Annotated in this window: 15 protein-coding genes and 1 pseudogene; 12 read left to right on the plus strand and 4 right to left on the minus strand. The window is 37.1% G+C overall.

The features are described from left to right. The 6 genes and pseudogenes from L634_RS34395 to L634_RS0119030 form a co-directional block, all read left to right on the plus strand. Window positions 1-183 (plus strand): annotated as a pseudogene (locus tag L634_RS34395) (group II intron reverse transcriptase/maturase); the annotation flags it as partial. 269 nt (window positions 184-452) lie between these two features. Beyond that, a complete protein-coding gene (locus L634_RS0119010) occupies window positions 453-1,655 on the plus strand; it encodes a macrolide family glycosyltransferase (RefSeq protein ID WP_026583808.1) in 1,203 nt (400 codons plus the stop codon). Between the two features lie 297 nt (window positions 1,656-1,952). Next, window positions 1,953-2,471, plus strand: a complete 519-nt coding sequence (locus L634_RS0119015) for a hypothetical protein (protein WP_026583809.1) — start codon at window positions 1,953-1,955, stop codon at window positions 2,469-2,471. 233 nt (window positions 2,472-2,704) lie between these two features. After that, the gene (locus L634_RS0119020; protein ID WP_026583810.1) at window positions 2,705-3,058 is read left to right on the plus strand and encodes a VOC family protein; all 354 of its coding nucleotides are present in this window, start codon (window positions 2,705-2,707) and stop codon (window positions 3,056-3,058) included. Between the two features lie 263 nt (window positions 3,059-3,321). Then, complete coding sequence (locus tag L634_RS33485) at window positions 3,322-3,525, plus strand: hypothetical protein (protein WP_198029795.1); 204 nt, start codon at window positions 3,322-3,324, stop codon at window positions 3,523-3,525. Window positions 3,526-3,729: 204 nt separating this feature from the next. Then, window positions 3,730-6,099 carry an immune inhibitor A domain-containing protein gene (locus tag L634_RS0119030; RefSeq protein ID WP_026583811.1) on the plus strand — a complete coding sequence of 790 codons (2,370 nt, stop codon included), beginning with the start codon at window positions 3,730-3,732 and terminating at the stop codon, window positions 6,097-6,099. Window positions 6,100-6,709: 610 nt separating this feature from the next. On the opposite strand, the gene L634_RS0119040 is transcribed toward L634_RS0119030, so the two are convergent. Genes L634_RS0119040 through L634_RS34700 form a run of 3 tightly spaced genes read right to left on the minus strand, consistent with a single transcriptional unit; the run spans window position 6,710 to window position 7,538 of the window. Further along, on the minus strand, window positions 6,710-7,174 hold the full coding sequence (locus tag L634_RS0119040; protein WP_026583812.1) for a hypothetical protein: 465 nt from the start codon (window positions 7,172-7,174) through the stop codon (window positions 6,710-6,712). Window positions 7,175-7,176: 2 nt separating this feature from the next. Further along, window positions 7,177-7,380: a hypothetical protein gene (locus L634_RS0119045; protein WP_026583813.1), complete on the minus strand. Its 204-nt coding sequence runs from the start codon at window positions 7,378-7,380 to the stop codon at window positions 7,177-7,179. 35 nt (window positions 7,381-7,415) lie between these two features. After that, a complete protein-coding gene (locus L634_RS34700; protein ID WP_269521623.1) occupies window positions 7,416-7,538 on the minus strand; it encodes a hypothetical protein in 123 nt (40 codons plus the stop codon). A 414-nt stretch (window positions 7,539-7,952) separates the two neighbouring features. On the opposite strand from L634_RS34700, the gene L634_RS0119055 reads away from it, so the two are divergent. The 3 genes from L634_RS0119055 (at window position 7,953) to L634_RS0119065 (ending at window position 10,569) form a co-directional block, all read left to right on the plus strand. Next, on the plus strand, window positions 7,953-8,822 hold the full coding sequence (locus L634_RS0119055; protein WP_034262906.1) for a GNAT family N-acetyltransferase: 870 nt from the start codon (window positions 7,953-7,955) through the stop codon (window positions 8,820-8,822). Between the two features lie 191 nt (window positions 8,823-9,013). Next, window positions 9,014-9,445, plus strand: coding sequence for a hypothetical protein (locus L634_RS0119060; RefSeq protein ID WP_026583815.1), 432 nt, complete (start codon window positions 9,014-9,016; stop codon window positions 9,443-9,445). A gap of 224 nt (window positions 9,446-9,669) precedes the next feature. Then, window positions 9,670-10,569: a DMT family transporter gene (locus tag L634_RS0119065; protein ID WP_026583816.1), complete on the plus strand. Its 900-nt coding sequence runs from the start codon at window positions 9,670-9,672 to the stop codon at window positions 10,567-10,569. Window positions 10,570-10,846: 277 nt separating this feature from the next. Here the strand turns inward: L634_RS0119065 and bla are convergent, their stop codons facing one another. Beyond that, window positions 10,847-11,788: a class A beta-lactamase gene (gene bla, locus L634_RS0119070; RefSeq protein ID WP_084028945.1), complete on the minus strand. Its 942-nt coding sequence runs from the start codon at window positions 11,786-11,788 to the stop codon at window positions 10,847-10,849. Between the two features lie 334 nt (window positions 11,789-12,122). Between bla and L634_RS0119075 the strand changes: the two genes are divergently transcribed. The 3 genes from L634_RS0119075 (at window position 12,123) to L634_RS0119090 (ending at window position 16,097) form a co-directional block, all read left to right on the plus strand. Next, on the plus strand, window positions 12,123-13,889 hold the full coding sequence (locus L634_RS0119075) for a BlaR1 family beta-lactam sensor/signal transducer (protein ID WP_026583818.1): 1,767 nt from the start codon (window positions 12,123-12,125) through the stop codon (window positions 13,887-13,889). Between the two features lie 49 nt (window positions 13,890-13,938). Then, a complete protein-coding gene (gene blaI, locus L634_RS0119080) occupies window positions 13,939-14,328 on the plus strand; it encodes a penicillinase repressor BlaI (RefSeq protein ID WP_026583819.1) in 390 nt (129 codons plus the stop codon). Between the two features lie 923 nt (window positions 14,329-15,251). Continuing rightward, entirely contained in the window at window positions 15,252-16,097 is an 846-nt protein-coding gene (locus L634_RS0119090) for an AraC family transcriptional regulator (protein ID WP_026583821.1), read from the plus strand. Window positions 16,098-16,813 lie beyond the last annotated feature (716 nt).

Below are 16,813 nucleotides of genomic sequence, written 5' to 3' on the forward strand. Positions count from 1 at the left end.
ACTTACTGGCTTTACTTACACAAAACCTTGGGCTACTCCCTCGAGCAGTATATCGAAGATATACAGAAGAATTCAAAAGAAAAACAGCGAAGAACAAAAGAAAGACATAAAAGAAAAGGCAAGGAGTATTATACTCCTCGCCGTCTAGAAAAGATGCAGAATGCCTGGAACGCATCATCTTGATAATCATTGTAACATATGGGTAAGCCGTATGCCTTAGTAGGGCACGTGCGGTTTGATAAGGGGGAAGCCATGAGAATGGTTTCCCTACTTTATTCTTATTCAACAAAATGGCAGTTTAGTTGAAGAAGGAATTGCTCTAAGGGTGATTAAAAGTTTGAGATCTTCAAGTATTGTACTATGATAAATTCAATTCATTATTAGAGTTGGCAAGGGTTGGGACAGTGCTCCTTACTCTTACACAATTTAGAATTACCTAAGGAGTGGTAGAAATGGCACGTGTTTTATTTATTAATGCCGGTTCAGAAGGACATATCAATCCAACTATTGGAATTGTACAGGAGCTTATTTCGCGCGGCGAAGAGGTAGTGTACTTTACGATAGAAGCTTTTCGAGAGCAAATTGAGAAGGCGGGAGCTACTGTACGAACATTGGACGGTCAGAAATTTATAAATGCCTTTATCTCGGGTGGAAGAAATTATTTACTTGAAAGAATTAACGGTCTTTTACATACGGCAGATATTGTCATACCTAGCGTGCTTGAACAGATTGAAGGAGAACATTTTGATTACATCATCCATGATTCTATGTTTGGTTGTGGACGTTTACTTGCTCAAATCCTTAAGCTTCCAGCAATCAATTCTTGTACTTCCTTTGCGCAGACAAAGGAATCATTCGATAAAATGCTGGAACAGTTTTCTAAAGGCATTCCCACGGAAGTGGTTAAAGAAATAAACCGTGAATATCAAAGCCTGACGGCAATGGTGAAGGAAAAATATGATGTCGAGATCCAATCTCCTTACGAAGTTTTTTGTAATCCTGCACCGCTTACAATCGTTTATACACCTAGGGAGTTTCAACCTTTTGGAGAAGCATTCGACCAAACTTACAAATTTATAGGTCCATCCATCTCTAAACGATTAATTCAAGAAAACTTTGACCTTACGGCTATCAAGGGAAAAAGACCAATTTATATTTCACTGGGTACTGTCTTTAACCAAGCCCTTGATTTTTATAAGCTTTGTTTTGAAGCATTTGGAAATAGCAATCACACGGTTGTCATGTCGATCGGGAAACAAACCCCACTAATTGATTTAGGAGAGATCCCTCAAAACTTCATTGTAAAAAAATATGTTCCACAAACGGAAGTGCTAAAATACACTAAATTATTTATCACACACGGCGGAATGAATAGTACCAATGAGGGTCTCTACTACGGGGTTCCACTAATTGTAATCCCACAAAGCGCGGATCAACCGATTATTGCTCAACAAGTTGCCAATATCGGAGCCGGTATTAAATTAAAAATGCAAGGCTTGACTGCAAATCAACTACGTGAAGCCGCAGCTCATGTGTTAAACGACCCATCTTTCCATAAAGCTGTTTCAACTATAAAGGAATCCATTCAAAAATCGGGTGGATATCACCAAGCTGTTGATGATATTTTTGAATTTAAAAGTCAATACGAAATATAAATATAAAAATTTCTCAACTGCCATTATTGGTAGCTTTTTCTTAGTGGTTACGGCAATTCCTTTTTTTATTTAGTAATGGAACAGGAACCTTTATAAAAAGCTAGATTGTGAAGTTATACACTTAAAGTAACGGGTGCTTATGCTCAAGATCAGCTGCCAAACCAGGCGGCTTTTTCTAATTCAACAAAAGAGGTTAGCTGAAGAAGACTTGATGGACAGTTTGGTCGAACTACCCAATAAACTTCATTTATAATTAACTCATTTTTGTTATAATTTAAAATAAAAAGAGGATCAGCCATGTATAAATTATTTTTATATTCATCGGTTTTTACACTAATCTATTTCATAATCTGGGTAGGCGTAGAATCTATACATATAAAAGTTATTCTAGGAATTGTTGGGCTAACTTTTTTACCACAGGTAAGAAAAAATCTTTACAAAACTCCACTCGTAATTAGAAAGAGTAAAGTTGCACTTTATACTTCTTTGTTTTTTACCTTTTTGTTGTTCATTCTTGATATAAAGGCATTAATAACGGAACCAAATATTGATTTTACTGTCATTATTCTTATATTTTTATATAGCTTGTTGGGAAGCTTTATTTATGGAATACCTGTTTCGTTATTCTCAGATTTAATAACAGCAAATGTTAAGAAATATCGTTTCTATCTTTCTTTTTTAGTGCATATTGGATTCGGATTGCTTTCTTTCTTTTTTCTCGGTCCACTAATGATTATAGCTACTTACATTGCATTATTATTTTTCCTTATAGATGAATTTTTAAGAAAAAGAGATTATTTCCCTTTTGAAATATAGCCTTACTTTAAACCTCATTTCCTGCGGTTTTTAATTGTGCATTATAGGTCAACTGTGTATTTCCTTATTGAATTAACGGGGTGCTTATCTTGAATAAGGTATAAGCAATGAACTCCGCAATCGGGCGCTATTCTAATAAGAAGGCGCTTTTTCTTATGGCCGCAATTATGCAGAAGGGTTTTAATGGAAAGAGAAAGAATTAAATAGGTTAGACTAATAAGGAGTAGAGAATCTTGAAAACTAGATTAAAACATGTTCGTGCAAATGTACTAGATTTAAGAAAAGCTATTGAATGGTACAGAAATACTTTGGGGTTTAAGGTAGCTGCAACTTGGCCCCTGGAAAAACCAAATTATGCTCATTTTGAACATGAAGACGGGGCAATGTTTGCAATAATGGAGAATGAAAACTTCCCTTCACATGGGCGTTTTAACTTTTATGTCGATAACGTAGATGAAATATGGAGTCAAATAAAAGATAAAGTTGAAGTAATTGAGGAACTATTTAGTACTGCCTATGGTAGTAGAAAGTTTACTATTCTTGATTTAGATGGAAACGAATTGAGTTTTGTTCAAGATGAAGAATAATGTTGCTATTCAACAAAAGGGCGCGATTGTTAAGCAACACAGGTAGAAAATGATCAAACTTTTTTATAAAAATCGTCCTCGTGAAATATTTAAAGAGCCTGTTTTGATCAATCTTTTTTCAAAAGCAGGCTCTTTTATATTTGGAAAATCAACAAAATAAGATGTGTTTTTGATCAAACATTTTTATAACCCAACATCAGCGGTTCCGGAAACGGAAAAAAGTCGCCCTTGATTTAGGCATTTCAAACAGAGTTCATCTTGACTTGAATAATGGTTGGAATGCGTTAAGAGATGATATTCCAACAGGGAATGACTTTACCTTTAGCCATCCCCCTTATTGGGATATTATCTCCTATGAAACGCAGAGAGGGACACCGCATGATGATGATTTATCTAACCATATGAGTTATGACGAGTTTATCCATAAATTAGATAAAGTGAATCAAAAAATATACCAGGCATTATGAAATAACGGGCATCATACGATGCTCATAGGTGATGTAAGAAAACTAGGGGAATAGACTGATTTAACCTTGGTCGAAAGTACTATTTTAGTAGAATAATCAGGGACTATTACCTCGTTTTTACAATTTGGAAAGGACTCCTTATTTTGAAAGGTGAAATAGATTTTGTTAGGGTATATCTATTTTAAAGATAAAGGGGAGATTTGGTTGAAGAAGGGGAAAATGATAAAAACTGCAATGGCAGTCGCACTTGGGGTAAGCACGTTTGCTTTTGGTGCATTTACGCCTGTTCAAAAGGCGGCAGCAGAAACAGTGCTTAAGGGAGCAACAGCACCATCTCTTGGTGCAACAGTTGATTTGGGCATTGCAAATGATGAGAGATTAATTGAAATGCTCAAAAAGCAGGGGAAGCTTGCTAAAAATGCGACTCCAGCTCAAGCAGAAAAAGCGTTAAAGGACTATCTGAAAGGAAAAAATAAAGTCACTTCGTCAAAGGACAAGCTGCCGAAGCCGATAAAGGAGCTTGAAGGTTCTAATGATCAGGTAAAGCAAAGCTTAAAAAAGGGTAAAGGAAATAAGCTTGGACAAGCCGATACGGTTGATTCAGTTGTAGAAGAGGATTATACAGGTGAAGTTCGTAAAGATAAGGTTCTTGTCCTTGCGATAGATTTTCCAGACTATAAAAATAGCTCAATTACAAAAGAAGAAACAGATATGTTTTATGAGGACTATCCACTTGCCCACTTCCAGGATATGATTTTTGGCGATGATGGCTATACAGGTCCAAATGGTGAAAATCTTGTTTCGATGAAGCAATACTATGAAAAGCAATCAGGCGGCAGCTATACGGTTGAGGGTGAGGTTGCCGGCTGGTATACAGCAGACCATCCTGCAAAATATTATGGGGAAAATGATCCTGCACCTGACGGCAATGATGCGCGCCCGCGTCAATTAGTATATGAGGCGCTGAAAAAAGCTGCCCAGGATCCGAACGTTAATTTAACAGAATATGATCAATGGGATCGTGATGATTATGATGGTGATGGCGTATATGCAGAGCCGGATGGCATTATTGACCACTTAATGGTGATCCATGCTGGTGTTGGTGAGGAAGCAGGTGGCGGCAAGCTTGCAGGGGATGCGATTTGGTCACACCGTTCTAAGCTGGGCACAGGACCGGTCGCTGTGCCAGGTGCAACATCTGATAGCGATCGCTTCGGCGGCTTATTAGGGGCATGGGATTATACGATTGAACCAGAGGATGGGGCGGCAGGCGTGTTTGCCCATGAGTATGGCCATGACCTTGGGCTTCCAGATGAGTACGACACAATTTACAGCGGTGCGGGTGAGCCGGTTGGCTATTGGTCGATTATGTCATCGGGCAGCTGGGCAGGAAAAATCCCAGGTACAGAGCCGACTGGATTCAGCCCATATGCAAAAGAATATTTACAGGCAGCCCATGGCGGCAACTGGTTAACAGGAACAACGATTGGGGAAAAAGAGATAACAAGTGAAGGAACAACCGTCTTATTAGACGAAGCTGTTACAAAGGGCACGAATAACGATGCAGTAAGAATCAATCTGCCTGATAAAGAAACGGTTGTCAACACACCGGCAAGCGGAAAATATGAGTATTTCAGCGGCAGCGGTGATGAGCTTGACCATTCAATGACAACGTCAGTTGATTTAACAAAAGCGACAAATGCCGAGCTGACATTTAAAGCATGGTATGATATTGAAACGGATTGGGATTACGCGTCTGTTCAAGTCAGAGAAGCGGGCACAAGCGATTGGGCGACAGTACAAGGTAACATTACAACTGTAGCAAATCCAAATGAACAAAACCCAGGCCATGGAATTACTGGAAATTCAAACGGCTGGGTAGATGCAGAGTTTGATCTATCTCAATTTGCGAGTAAGCAAATTGAAGTGAAATTCAATTATTGGACAGATGTCGCAGTTGCGATGCCAGGCTTCTATGTTGATGATATTGTGATTTCAGTTGATGGAAACACACTTGTATCTGATAATGCTGAAGGAGATTCTGCCTTTACATTTGACGGCTTTACTAAGGATGAAGGGAAATTCTATTCTGATAATTACTACTTATTAGAATGGAGAAGCCATAATGACATCGATGCCGGCTTGGCGCATATCCGTCGCAGTGCAAGTCTTATGAGCTATGACCAAGGTTTAGTTGTTTGGTATGTGGACAATTCCTTTGATAACAACTGGACAGGCGTTCATCCTGGAGAAGGCTTCCTGGGCGTAGTTGATGCTGACCAACATACAAACTACTGGAGCGATGGCAGTGTCGGTGCTGCGCGCTATCAATTGAATGATGCCGCATTTAGTTTGAATAAATCCAGTAAAATGTTCTTAGATTACTCAAGCATTAATGGGTTAACAATGAGGGATAACTTTACAATGCGTAATCCGTTATTTGATGACAGTGCTGACTACAGCAACAAAGGCCTTGTTGATGCAGGACGAAAAGTGCCAACGACCGGCTTGAAATTCCGCGTTGTCGGTGAGAGTGCGGACGGCACTGTTGGTAAGGTGCTGATTTTTAAATAATATTGGTCTTGGGAAAACGCCGCGGTGGTGCGGCGTTTTTCTATAAATGAGTAAATGGCGAAATAATCGAGTTTTGTCAGATTTTAGCGGATGCAAGAAAATATGATGAAGTTGCAAAAATATTATTCAAAGTTGCAAAATTCTTGGGAGAAGTTGCAAAAAAAAGATTCAAAGCCTGCAAAATGATCCTCAAAATTGGAAATTATCTTGATAAAGGGGTAAAAAAGAGCTGAACCTAAAAGATTCAACCTCAAAAAGCTGCTGAAATAAGCTGGCATTCAATTATTAAAGAAGATGATTTTTTAATATTACCCCTTGTAGTAAACACTTTTCGTGTGATACCTCCTTTCCTTCTGCATAGCGCCCATAATAAGCTTCAGCTGATTCACTTCATCAACAATCCCATTAGCGTTGAAAATAAGATCACGACTGCAATCGTTCGTTTCCAATTACTGACATAGATTTTTGTTATTTTATGAGCGAGTTCTTTTAATCTAGTAGTTTGGAAAAGAGAATGTTAAAATTTAACTAACTACCTAAAACAATGGCCAGTTATCTTCATTGAGAAGATAACTGGCTAGAGCAATACCATCGAGTTAATCCGAAATGTTTATTCATTATTTTCAATATACCGTTCGACTCCGATTGGAACTAAAAAGTCTTCATCTTCATCTTCAAATATATTAATGCCTTCAACATATAAAGTCATGGTTTCAAAAAGGCTAATAACTTCTCCCTCGAAATCCACTGTACCGGTCATCTTTGTATCGAAATCGATGAGTTGACCCGTATCCTTCTCGAGCTTTACCGAAAATGAAAACTCCTCGACAGAAGCTCGCTCCTCGGCTGTATTAACCAAATTATCTTGAGTAAGTAATTCATGATAGATGTTAGAGTCTCCATTTAAGATCAATTCATAATACCCTTTGTCATATATATCACCGTCAACCTCATTCACAATTAATTCGTCTATATGTTCAAGTAAAATATCATAATTGATGAAAGAAGTGGTACTTTTATAATCTGCGGTGATTTCTTCGTGATCAAGTGTCAGGAAGCCTTTGCCAAGCTTCATTCTCAGTGTTCGGATTCTCTGTAAAAATAAGCAGCATCTTCATTAGAATACATGGCAAATTTCTCACTTTGACCTAATGTGGTCATCAAGACATGTACACTAGAAGAAAGCGGATCAAACATTAATTTATTATCAACTTGCATTGTGATTTTCTCATTGATTGAATCGCCTGTAAAGTGTTGAGTTAATATCGTTATTGTCTTCATGCTTTGGATTTCCCCCTCAGCAGCTTGAGCTTTTTCTATAATGTCGTTTTTTCAGCAGCCTCCTCAATAGACGTGATGTTATAGCCTTCAGTTTCTTCCTTTGTGGAACAGGATGAAGCGATAACAAGAAATAACAAAATGAAACATATTTTTTTCATTTTAATGAAATCCCTCCCATGAATAGAAGCGCTATATTTTAGACTTACAATAGCCAATATATTGAACGAAAGCCGCTTTGTTGCCATTTTCGCATGAAAGAGTATTCATGGGATTATTAAACAGAATATTTCCATGATTATATATACAAGGGGTTTTCTTGGGTTAAAGGAAACTTCATTTGATGTAAGATGCTTCATACTGTATACGTTATTAAGCAAAGGGGAGGTTAGCACAAGGAGAAATAGTGGTGAAGCATTGATTCTTTTATATTAAGATCTTCAGCAATCTGGCCAGATTGTTGAATAATAGAAGGATTTATTAGAAAGTAATCGAAGCTCTAAGGTATTTAATAAGAGTGAAAGATAAGTTGTAAAGAAATCGGGTAAAAATTTAATATTTAAGGAGTATTGTAAATGAACGTATCAGAAAGAACTATAACTAATTTAGTAACACTTGAGGAACAGGATATACCTGGATTAATTGCACTTTCTTCATCTATTGGATGGGACTATGATAAAGATGATATTCAAACGGTGATGTCATCTGGCAAAGTTTACGGACACAAGACAGAAAACGGTAAAATAGTATCTAGTGCAGCAATTATTCCGTATGGGTCAAGCTTGGCATCTATTGGTATGGTCATTGTTCATCAGGATTACAGAGGTAAAGGACTTGGAAGAAAAGTAACACAAAAATGTTTAGATTCTGTTTCTGGCAATACCATGGTTATGCTAATTGCAACAGAGGAAGGAAAACCAATGTATGAAAGTATGGGGTTTAGTTCTATAGACAGTGTTTATAAATATCTTTGTGACAACTATTTCTCTATGAAATCAAACGATGTTTTGGATGTTGAAATAATCCCGATGCGTAATGGAGATTTATCTCAAGTTGTAAAGTTAGATAAGGATGCATTTGGAGAAGAAAGAAAGACTTTTCTTATCAACCGTATTAACCAGGCAAAAGAGTCTTTAGTTGTCAAAAGTCCAGATGGAACTATCATTGGGTATGGTTTGTCTATTTTAGGACCTATAAATCTTATACTTGGCCCCATTGTAGCACCTGATCATTATACAGCGTCTTTATTAATTGATAAATTAGCTAACAATCATCAAGGTAAATTAAGAATCGATATTCCATCAGGGAATGAGGATTTTATGTCGCTTTTAGAAAAATGTGGTTTCGTAAAAGTAAGTCAACCTCCTATAATGATTAAAAATTCAAAGCAATTACCACCAAGTAATAAAACATTATATGGAATAGCTGCACAGATTTTTGGATGATTTTATTCTTCAGCTAAACGTTAGTTAAAAACTAAAAAGCCATTTTTCAGCTCATTTGCATTCTTCAATCTTCAGCAATCAGGCGCAATTACTGAGCTGATGAGGGCTGTCATAACAGTCTTCTTTCTCTTTACGTAGCTCAATTAATGGCAGCATAAGTTGATTAAGAATTGATTGGTGGGATTTTTAAAATGAAGTATTTTATTAAATTAAATCTGGTCAGTATTCTATATGCTCTAATGATTCTTATTCCTTTCGAACTTATGATTAATGTATATAGGATTAGTAGAATGACGGGTTGGAATATCGGTACAGCAACTGCTTTAAGTGGCGTAACTACTGTTATCGAATTTATATTTGGTACAACCTTGCTCTTTTTCCTAACAACAAAATGGATGAAAGGTCGAAAATCTAACTTTTGGACAATTATCCTTTGGATTCCCTATTTTGTTCTCTTTATATATATAATCGCATCTTTATTCTCGACAACATATGGAGGGGATGTGCCTAGTCCTGGTACAGGTCTAATTGCGATAGGAGTATTGATGGCTTTTCCTATTTATATTCTAATCATCAATTTCATAGGTTTAACAAGTGATAACAAAACAATAAAGACAGTCTAAATTATAGTTTATGAAGGATGCACTTCAACTACAGGGAAAATGCTGATGGTTATTATTAATTGAGTTTTCAGCAAAAGGGCGCACTTCTTGAAGAAGGCGTCCTTCCTGAATAGGGCCATATTGCTGAGTAACAAAGAAGATTTTATGAACAAAAATGATGAGTTTTGCTACATTTATTTAGTGTACGTTAAACAAAGAGAAGAACGGCAGAGAGAGGAAAATTAATGACAATATTTATGTACATATTTTGTTTGATTGTATGGGGACTGAACTTTATTGCGGTAAAAATTCAAGGAACTCCAGTCAGCTTGGAGTTATCCTTAACGTATCGTTTAGTTATGACAGCCTTTTTATTTTTGCTTCTTGTTTGGTACCTTCAACCAAAGGGGAGGCCAACAAGAAAAGATATCCCATTTGTAATGGTGTTTGGTATATGTAACTTTGCATTAAGCTACCTATGCCTTTATTACGCTACAATTTTGAGTTCCGCCGCAATTGTAACATTGGTTTTTTCGTTAAAGGTGATTTTGACCCCGATTGCTCTCCGGATTTTTTTGAAAGAAAAGTTACATTCACGGGTTTTGTTTGGGGGAATTTTAGGTGTATTGGGCGTATGTATTCTCATTTATCCAACTTTAAACCATTTTCAAGGGTTTAATGATATAAAAGGAATTATGGTTGCGATCTTAGGTACGATTCTTACAGCAGTAGGTGACGCCAGCTCAGCAAGAAATGCAAGGCAGAAGGTTAATCCTATCTATGCAAATGCAATTGGATTTTCAGTCGGCAGTATATTGATGGGAGTAATTGTATTATTTCAAGGACAAGAATTTATACTTCCAACATCGGTTTCATACTTATCTGCGTTGATATATTTAACCCTGGTTGCTTCATTTGCAGCATGGTTATTTTATTTGAAGCTTGTAGAAAAAATTGGAGGAGCCCAAAGTGGCTATATGGTTGCACTTTTCCCGGCAATTGGAGGGATAGCTTCTGTTTTGATCGGTGAGTCAGATCCATCATTGTATTTGTTTGCTGGTTGCTTTTCTAGCTGCATTGGCGCTGCAATTGCTTTAGGGTTTGGAATGAGAAATCAGAATGTGAAGCTAGCTGTACAAGATTAATTTAATGAATGGGTTCACAGGTTTTTGACAAGAATCCAGAAGAAAATCTAGCTATTTAATTAACTTAATAGAAGCTATAGTAATCTTCCGCAATCGGGCGCATTTCTTGAATAAGAGATGCGTTTTCTTCATGGAAAGGGCCATATTCTTGAATAAACAATTGAGAAACCCAGCAAATCTTCACATGAAGGTTGCTGGGTTTTTAAAGTTAGTTGTGCAAAAATAACAACTAAGTAAGAGCAGCCACGATAACGATATATACGGGTATGGCTTCGCCTTATTTTAGAGCGTTTATTACGATTTTCGCAGCCTCTGCAATAAGAGCATCGTCATAAGCTGCGTCCTCAGTACTACGGTCAGATAGAATGGCAATGATAATTGGATCACTGTTAGGTGGCCAAACAATGGCAATGTCATTTCGTGTTCCGTAAGTTCCTGCCCCACTCTTATCACCAACGACCCAGCCCTCAGGTACACCGGCACGGATTAATGTATCTCCAGTGGTGTTCCCAACTAGCAAATCGGTCATGAGTGCCCGCTTTTCTGAAGGAAGCAAGTCACTAGCCGCAAATGCTTGTAGACTTGTGGCTAGTGCTCTCGGGGTACTAGTGTCACGGGAGTCTCCCGGAACCGTGAAGTTCAAATCAGGCTCGAACCGATCAGACTCTGTAACCTTATCGCCAATCTCCCTTAGTGCCGTTTCAAATCCTGCAGGACCTCCCAATTCTTTTAATAGTAGGTTTCCTGCTGTATTATCACTGTAACGGATAGCAGCATCGGCAATATCTCTCAGTGACATCCCTGTATCTACGTGTTTCTCTGTAATCGGTGAATATGTGACCAAATCATCCTTCGTGTAAGTGATGATTTCATCAAGATCATTCAGAGATTTTTGCTTAAGCATTGCACCTGCAGCTAGCGCCTTGTAAGTGGAAGCGAAAGCGAACCTCTCATCTGCTCGATAGGCGATACTCTTTTCCGTTTCAGTATCGATCGCATAAACTCCGAGGCGGGCGTCAAACTTACTCTCAAGTTGGGTAAACGCCTCTTCTATGGGAGTTTCTTTTTCCTCATTGGTTTCCGGTTGGGTCGGGGAAGCAGGAGAAGTGGTTGCGTTCGTGCAACCAGCTAGCATGATTAGAGCGAACAATGATATAAGGAGAGTTCCTTTAAATTTATGTAGTCTCAATAACCTATTCGTTAATTTTTTCAAAATCATAACCTCTTTTCTATTAAATGTTCTATCTCAAAGTTTATTCATCGTTGTTTTGCTGTCTTGAATCTATTAGACCCCCACCTTTCTCAGAATGAGTATTACACGTGTAATATAATACTACAATTGTAATCCAATTTGGTCAACCTTGTTTTAAAAAGAACCAAAATATCCAAGAACAATAATATTGCTTTGGAAAGGTTAGGTTGATAAACTCCAGCTGGAGTGATATTATTTGAATATTACATTTGTAATTCTAGGGAGAGGGTTATATTTATGAAAAGGTTTCTATTGGACTCTAGATTCTACTTTCCCCTTCAGGTAGATGGAGATTAATAACATGTTTTTTACATACTTCATTATCTGTTTCATGGTATCTTCTTTAACCATTACAGGGATTATGCTGGGCCGGAGAATATTCCAAAAACAATTATCTGCAAAAGGGCAATATCATTTATGGTTTTTATTGTTGATTGCATTGATACTTCCTTTTATTCCAGTTCAATTATTACCTTTTGAATATTCCTATATTGCTTTAGATGTCAACCAAAGTAATGGAATAAGCCCTTCGTTTATGATTACAGAGGAAGTTCAAAACTCGAATTGGATGCAGGACTATTCCATATCTGTCAATCGTTCTAATCTAGAATATCTGAATATCATGACAGCCTGGATATGGATAGCAGGGATGCTTGTCATGACGGTTTTGGTTGTAAAGGCATGGCTTGAAGTAAAGATGATTAAAAGAACAATATACCGTTTGGAAAATAAAGATGTGCAGTTTTTGTTTGAACAGTGCAAAAAGCAATTGAATATATCGGGACATTTAGTTGTAGGGGAATCACCACTCGTCAAATCTCCGATGACATTTGGCCTTTTTAAAAATTATGTCGTGCTGCCGGTCAATTTTGACGAATGGCTGTCTATGGATGAAATCAAATATATTTTTTTGCATGAGCTTACTCACTATAAATCTAAAGATATAGCTACTAATTACGTGATTGTCATTTTTCAAATCATTTACTGGTTTAATCCACTAGTTTGGATTGCTTTTCGGAAAATGCGACTAGATCGTGAAATTGCCTGTGATCATGCGGTGTTAAGTTCCATAGATGAGAATGATCATAAAGATTATGGGATGACGATCATTAATTTTGTAGACAAAGTTTCACGACACAAAAACGTTATTTTAGCCAATCAATTTAATGGCTCCAAAAAGCAACTCAAAAGTCGCATAGAACGTATTGCTTCCTATACAAAAGAATCAAAGCTTTTGAAGCTGAAAGGTTCAGCCGTTTTTGCTATTTTAGGCGTATTGGTTGCTAGTCAGGTTCCATTAATTTCTGCCATGGCTAATCATAATAATCATTATGATTTTAAAGGTGAAAAGGCTCATTTTATCGATCTAAGTGAGCATTTTACTGGATATGATGGGAGCTTTGTCTTATATGATATCCAAGCTGACCAATACCAGATATATAATAAAGATAAAAGCACTTTGAGAGTGTCTCCGAATTCTACTTACAAGATTTATAGTGCATTATTTGGATTGGAGTCCAATCTTATATCTGGTGAAAACTCTACGATAAAATGGAATGGCACCAAGTATCCCTTTGATTCTTGGAATTCGGAACAAAATTTAAAGACGGCGATGAAAAATTCAGTGACTTGGTATTTTCAGGAATTAGATAAAAGAAACCAGGCTGGGATTATTCATTCATATCTGAAGCGAATCAATTATGGTAATTCCGACATGTCTGGGGGAATCAATCAATTTTGGCTAGAATCATCATTAAAAATTTCACCAGTGGAACAGGTACAATTATTAAAAGATTTGTATACCAATCAGTTCGGGTTTAAGGAGAAAAACATCCAAACCGTTAAAGAGGCAATCAAACTCGAGGAAAAAAATGATGAGATCCTATCTGGAAAGACGGGGACAGGCAACGTCAATGGCAATGAAATAAATGGCTGGTTCATCGGATATGTAGAGAACCGGGAAAATACGTATTTCTTTGCAATCAATATACAGAATGAAGAAAATGCCTCTGGAAAAAAAGCGGCTGAAATAACCTTATCCATTTTGAGGGACAAGGGGATTTATTAAGTAAAGCTCACTTATTAGATGTTTGATCTACTAAAGGAGGTGGAACAGTGTGTCTAAAAAAATTCCCAATATCTCGGAAGCAGAATGGGAAATTATGACCGTGCTTTGGAAAGAGTCGCCACTTACTGCTAATGATGTGATTTCCACCCTGCAGGAACGAACGGATTGGAAACCCAAAACCGTACGTACTCTCTTGGATCGCTTGGTCAAAAAAAATGTAGTGGGTGTGAATAAAGAACAGAGAGTTTTTACTTTTTTTCCTCTATATTCGCAGGATGAATGCCAGCACGCGGAGGCGGAATCTTTTGTTAAACGAATTTATGGCGGTGCACTGAAGTCGATGTTGGTCCAGTTTATACAGGAAGACTCCTTATCTGAAGAGGACATTAAGGAATTACGCTCAATTTTGGATCCAAAGCAGAAAAAACAAAACCATTAAAGAATGCCGATTTATCGAGGCATTCTTTTTTATTAACAATAATACTTTCTTGGAAAACTAACGTCAGGGCTTTAGTAATATTACTGCCAAGTCATTATACATTTCTTTATAAGTTTTTATATTCAGCAATCGGGCGCGTTTCTGGAATAAGAGATGCGTTTTCTTCATGAAAAGGGCCATTTAATTGAATAAGAGGCTGTTTAAAAGCCACTTTTTTTATAGAGTAGCCACGTTCTCTAAAAGATGAAAACGTTGATTTATCAATATATAAAAAGAAGCCGACCGGAATAAATTCTGAAGGGCTTCATATCAAAACAAGTATTTTACTTTAAATTTAAGACCTAATTTAAGGCTTCAAAGAGGGCTTTTTATAGAAGGTTTTTTATCATAAATGGTTGTTTTTCCTTAAAAACCCGTTGACTTCCTCTACGTGCACTTGCTTTCCGCAGGGAGGATGAGAGCCAGAGGGGTCTGAGCATATTCGGCAGGTTTTGAATAATAGGATCAAAAAAACAAATAATGAAAGATAAACTGAAGTGCATACATGAAGGAGATCGGTTTATGATTGGACTTCCCCTTACTTTATTATTGACTATATTGATTTCCTTTTTCTGTTTTTTTCAAAGGAAGACATTAACCTTTATAGAGAATTCCATCGTTTATATGGTACTTACCATTTTAACAACCAATATAATTACTATCTTGTCTTTAAACTTACATTTGATTAAAACAACAGAAAATCCATTCTTATTTCCCGCTGTTCTTCTTTACCGGGAATTAATAAATGGAGAAAGAAGGAAATTTCCAACGATAATCGAATATAAGCTAATTCATAAGTAATTAAATCCGACTTATTCGGGCATGAGATGTCGGGCAGCAAACTCCTTTTTCTTCTAGAATGTAAAGTGAAAGGGATGGAACTAATGGATTGGCTGAAGAGAATGAATAACGTATTGGATTACATTGAACAAAACCTCGATGGTAAAATAGACTATAAAAAGCTGGCAGAAGTCGCTTTTACTTCGGAGTTTCATTTTTCAAGGATGTTCTCATCGATTACGGGTATATCACTATCAGAATATATTAGACGAAGGCGTTTAACACTGGCGGCATTTGAAATTCAAAAAAGTGATGTACGTATTATCGATATAGCAGCAAAATACGGGTATGATTCTGTTGATTCATTTACGCGGGCTTTTAAAAAAACACATGGGATGACCCCCTCTGCTGCCCGTAAAAAAGGGGTGCAATTAAAAGCCTTTCCAAGGATCTCTTTTCAAATTTCTATTAAAGGAGATACTGAAATGGAGTACAGAATCGAACATCTTGACTTTGAATTAAGAATTATTGGGACTAGTAAGCCTGTAAAAACAAGCAGAGCATTTAAAACTATACCTACACTATGGAATAGTGCTAAAAGAGAAGGGTTTATGCAAGAGCTAATAGATTTGTCATGGGAAAATCCGAAATGTACACTCGAAGGTCTCCTGGGTGTTTGTGGGAATGAAGCTGCCATAACAAATGATGAGTTTGCTTACTTTATGGGGGTTCGATATGATAAGGAGCCGCCAAGCGATATGGAAACTCTTATTATTCCACCATGTACATGGGCAGTTTTCCCTAATGTAGTGGAGGCATGGAAGAGATTATATTCAGAATGGGTTCCGACTTCTGGCTATGAGCTTGCTAATTTACCTTGTATTGAGTGTTATTACGGTCCAAAGCATAATCCAAGGCATGAGTTATGGGTTCCAGTTACACTGAAATAATTACTTATTTTAAAAGATGGCTGCCTTCAAAATAGGGCAGTTTTTGTGTTTTTGTAAGATTCCCAATAGGAATATTTAATACTTACATAAAAAGGCTTATAGAGGAGAATCTAACAGCGATTAAGTTAAGTAGCGGGGGCGATACCGTGTTTAACAAGAAGTCTAAGATATTATCTGCTTGTACTTTGGTTCTCCCTTGGCTAACAGCACCTTTTTTGGGGAAACGAGCATTTAGACGTTTTACGCCAATAGCAATCTTTACGGATATCTTGTGGAGCATTATCAGTGTTATCGCCAATAAAAAGAGATAGTGGAAGGCAAATCCGGTTATATTGAAAAATATCCCTATTGATACTCCTTTTGTAGTTGGCATGTATTTTATCACAACCCTGTGGGTGTTTAAGCTAACCTATGGAAACTTCAAAAAGTACTTCGCTTTAAACGCTCTGTTAGATTTCATTTTGGCATTCCCAATTGTGAAATTTTACGATGAAATGGGTGCTTTTAAATTAAGAAAGGTGCGCCCCGCTTTCTTTTACCTCATCGTGCTCTCATTAGCTGTTATCATTTATATCTATCAATACATGATGGATAGTGCTAAAAAGTTTTACAGAAAAAGGCAAGGAGGTTAAGACATCCTAAAACCGGACGACTTACACCAATACGGATCAATGTATTTTTTCGAAAACCTAATACCCCCTCTAACACCCCATTAA

This window comes from Bacillus sp. J33, from assembly GCF_000518885.1.
Classification (GTDB): Bacteria; Bacillota; Bacilli; order Bacillales; family Cytobacillaceae; genus Cytobacillus.

Coding starts and splice junctions, on each gene's coding strand:
- L634_RS0119010 (WP_026583808.1), top strand. CDS start 453: ATGGCACGTGTTTTATTTATTAATGCCGGTTCAGAAGGACATATCAAT.
- L634_RS0119015 (WP_026583809.1), top strand. CDS start 1,953: ATGTATAAATTATTTTTATATTCATCGGTTTTTACACTAATCTATTTC.
- L634_RS0119040 (WP_026583812.1), bottom strand. CDS start 7,174: ATGAAGCTTGGCAAAGGCTTCCTGACACTTGATCACGAAGAAATCACC.
- L634_RS0119045 (WP_026583813.1), bottom strand. CDS start 7,380: ATGAAGACAATAACGATATTAACTCAACACTTTACAGGCGATTCAATC.
- L634_RS34700 (WP_269521623.1), bottom strand. CDS start 7,538: ATGAAAAAAATATGTTTCATTTTGTTATTTCTTGTTATCGCTTCATCC.
- L634_RS0119055 (WP_034262906.1), top strand. CDS start 7,953: ATGAACGTATCAGAAAGAACTATAACTAATTTAGTAACACTTGAGGAA.
- L634_RS0119060 (WP_026583815.1), top strand. CDS start 9,014: ATGAAGTATTTTATTAAATTAAATCTGGTCAGTATTCTATATGCTCTA.
- L634_RS0119065 (WP_026583816.1), top strand. CDS start 9,670: ATGACAATATTTATGTACATATTTTGTTTGATTGTATGGGGACTGAAC.
- bla (WP_084028945.1), bottom strand. CDS start 11,788: ATGATTTTGAAAAAATTAACGAATAGGTTATTGAGACTACATAAATTT.
- L634_RS0119075 (WP_026583818.1), top strand. CDS start 12,123: ATGTTTTTTACATACTTCATTATCTGTTTCATGGTATCTTCTTTAACC.
- L634_RS0119090 (WP_026583821.1), top strand. CDS start 15,252: ATGGATTGGCTGAAGAGAATGAATAACGTATTGGATTACATTGAACAA.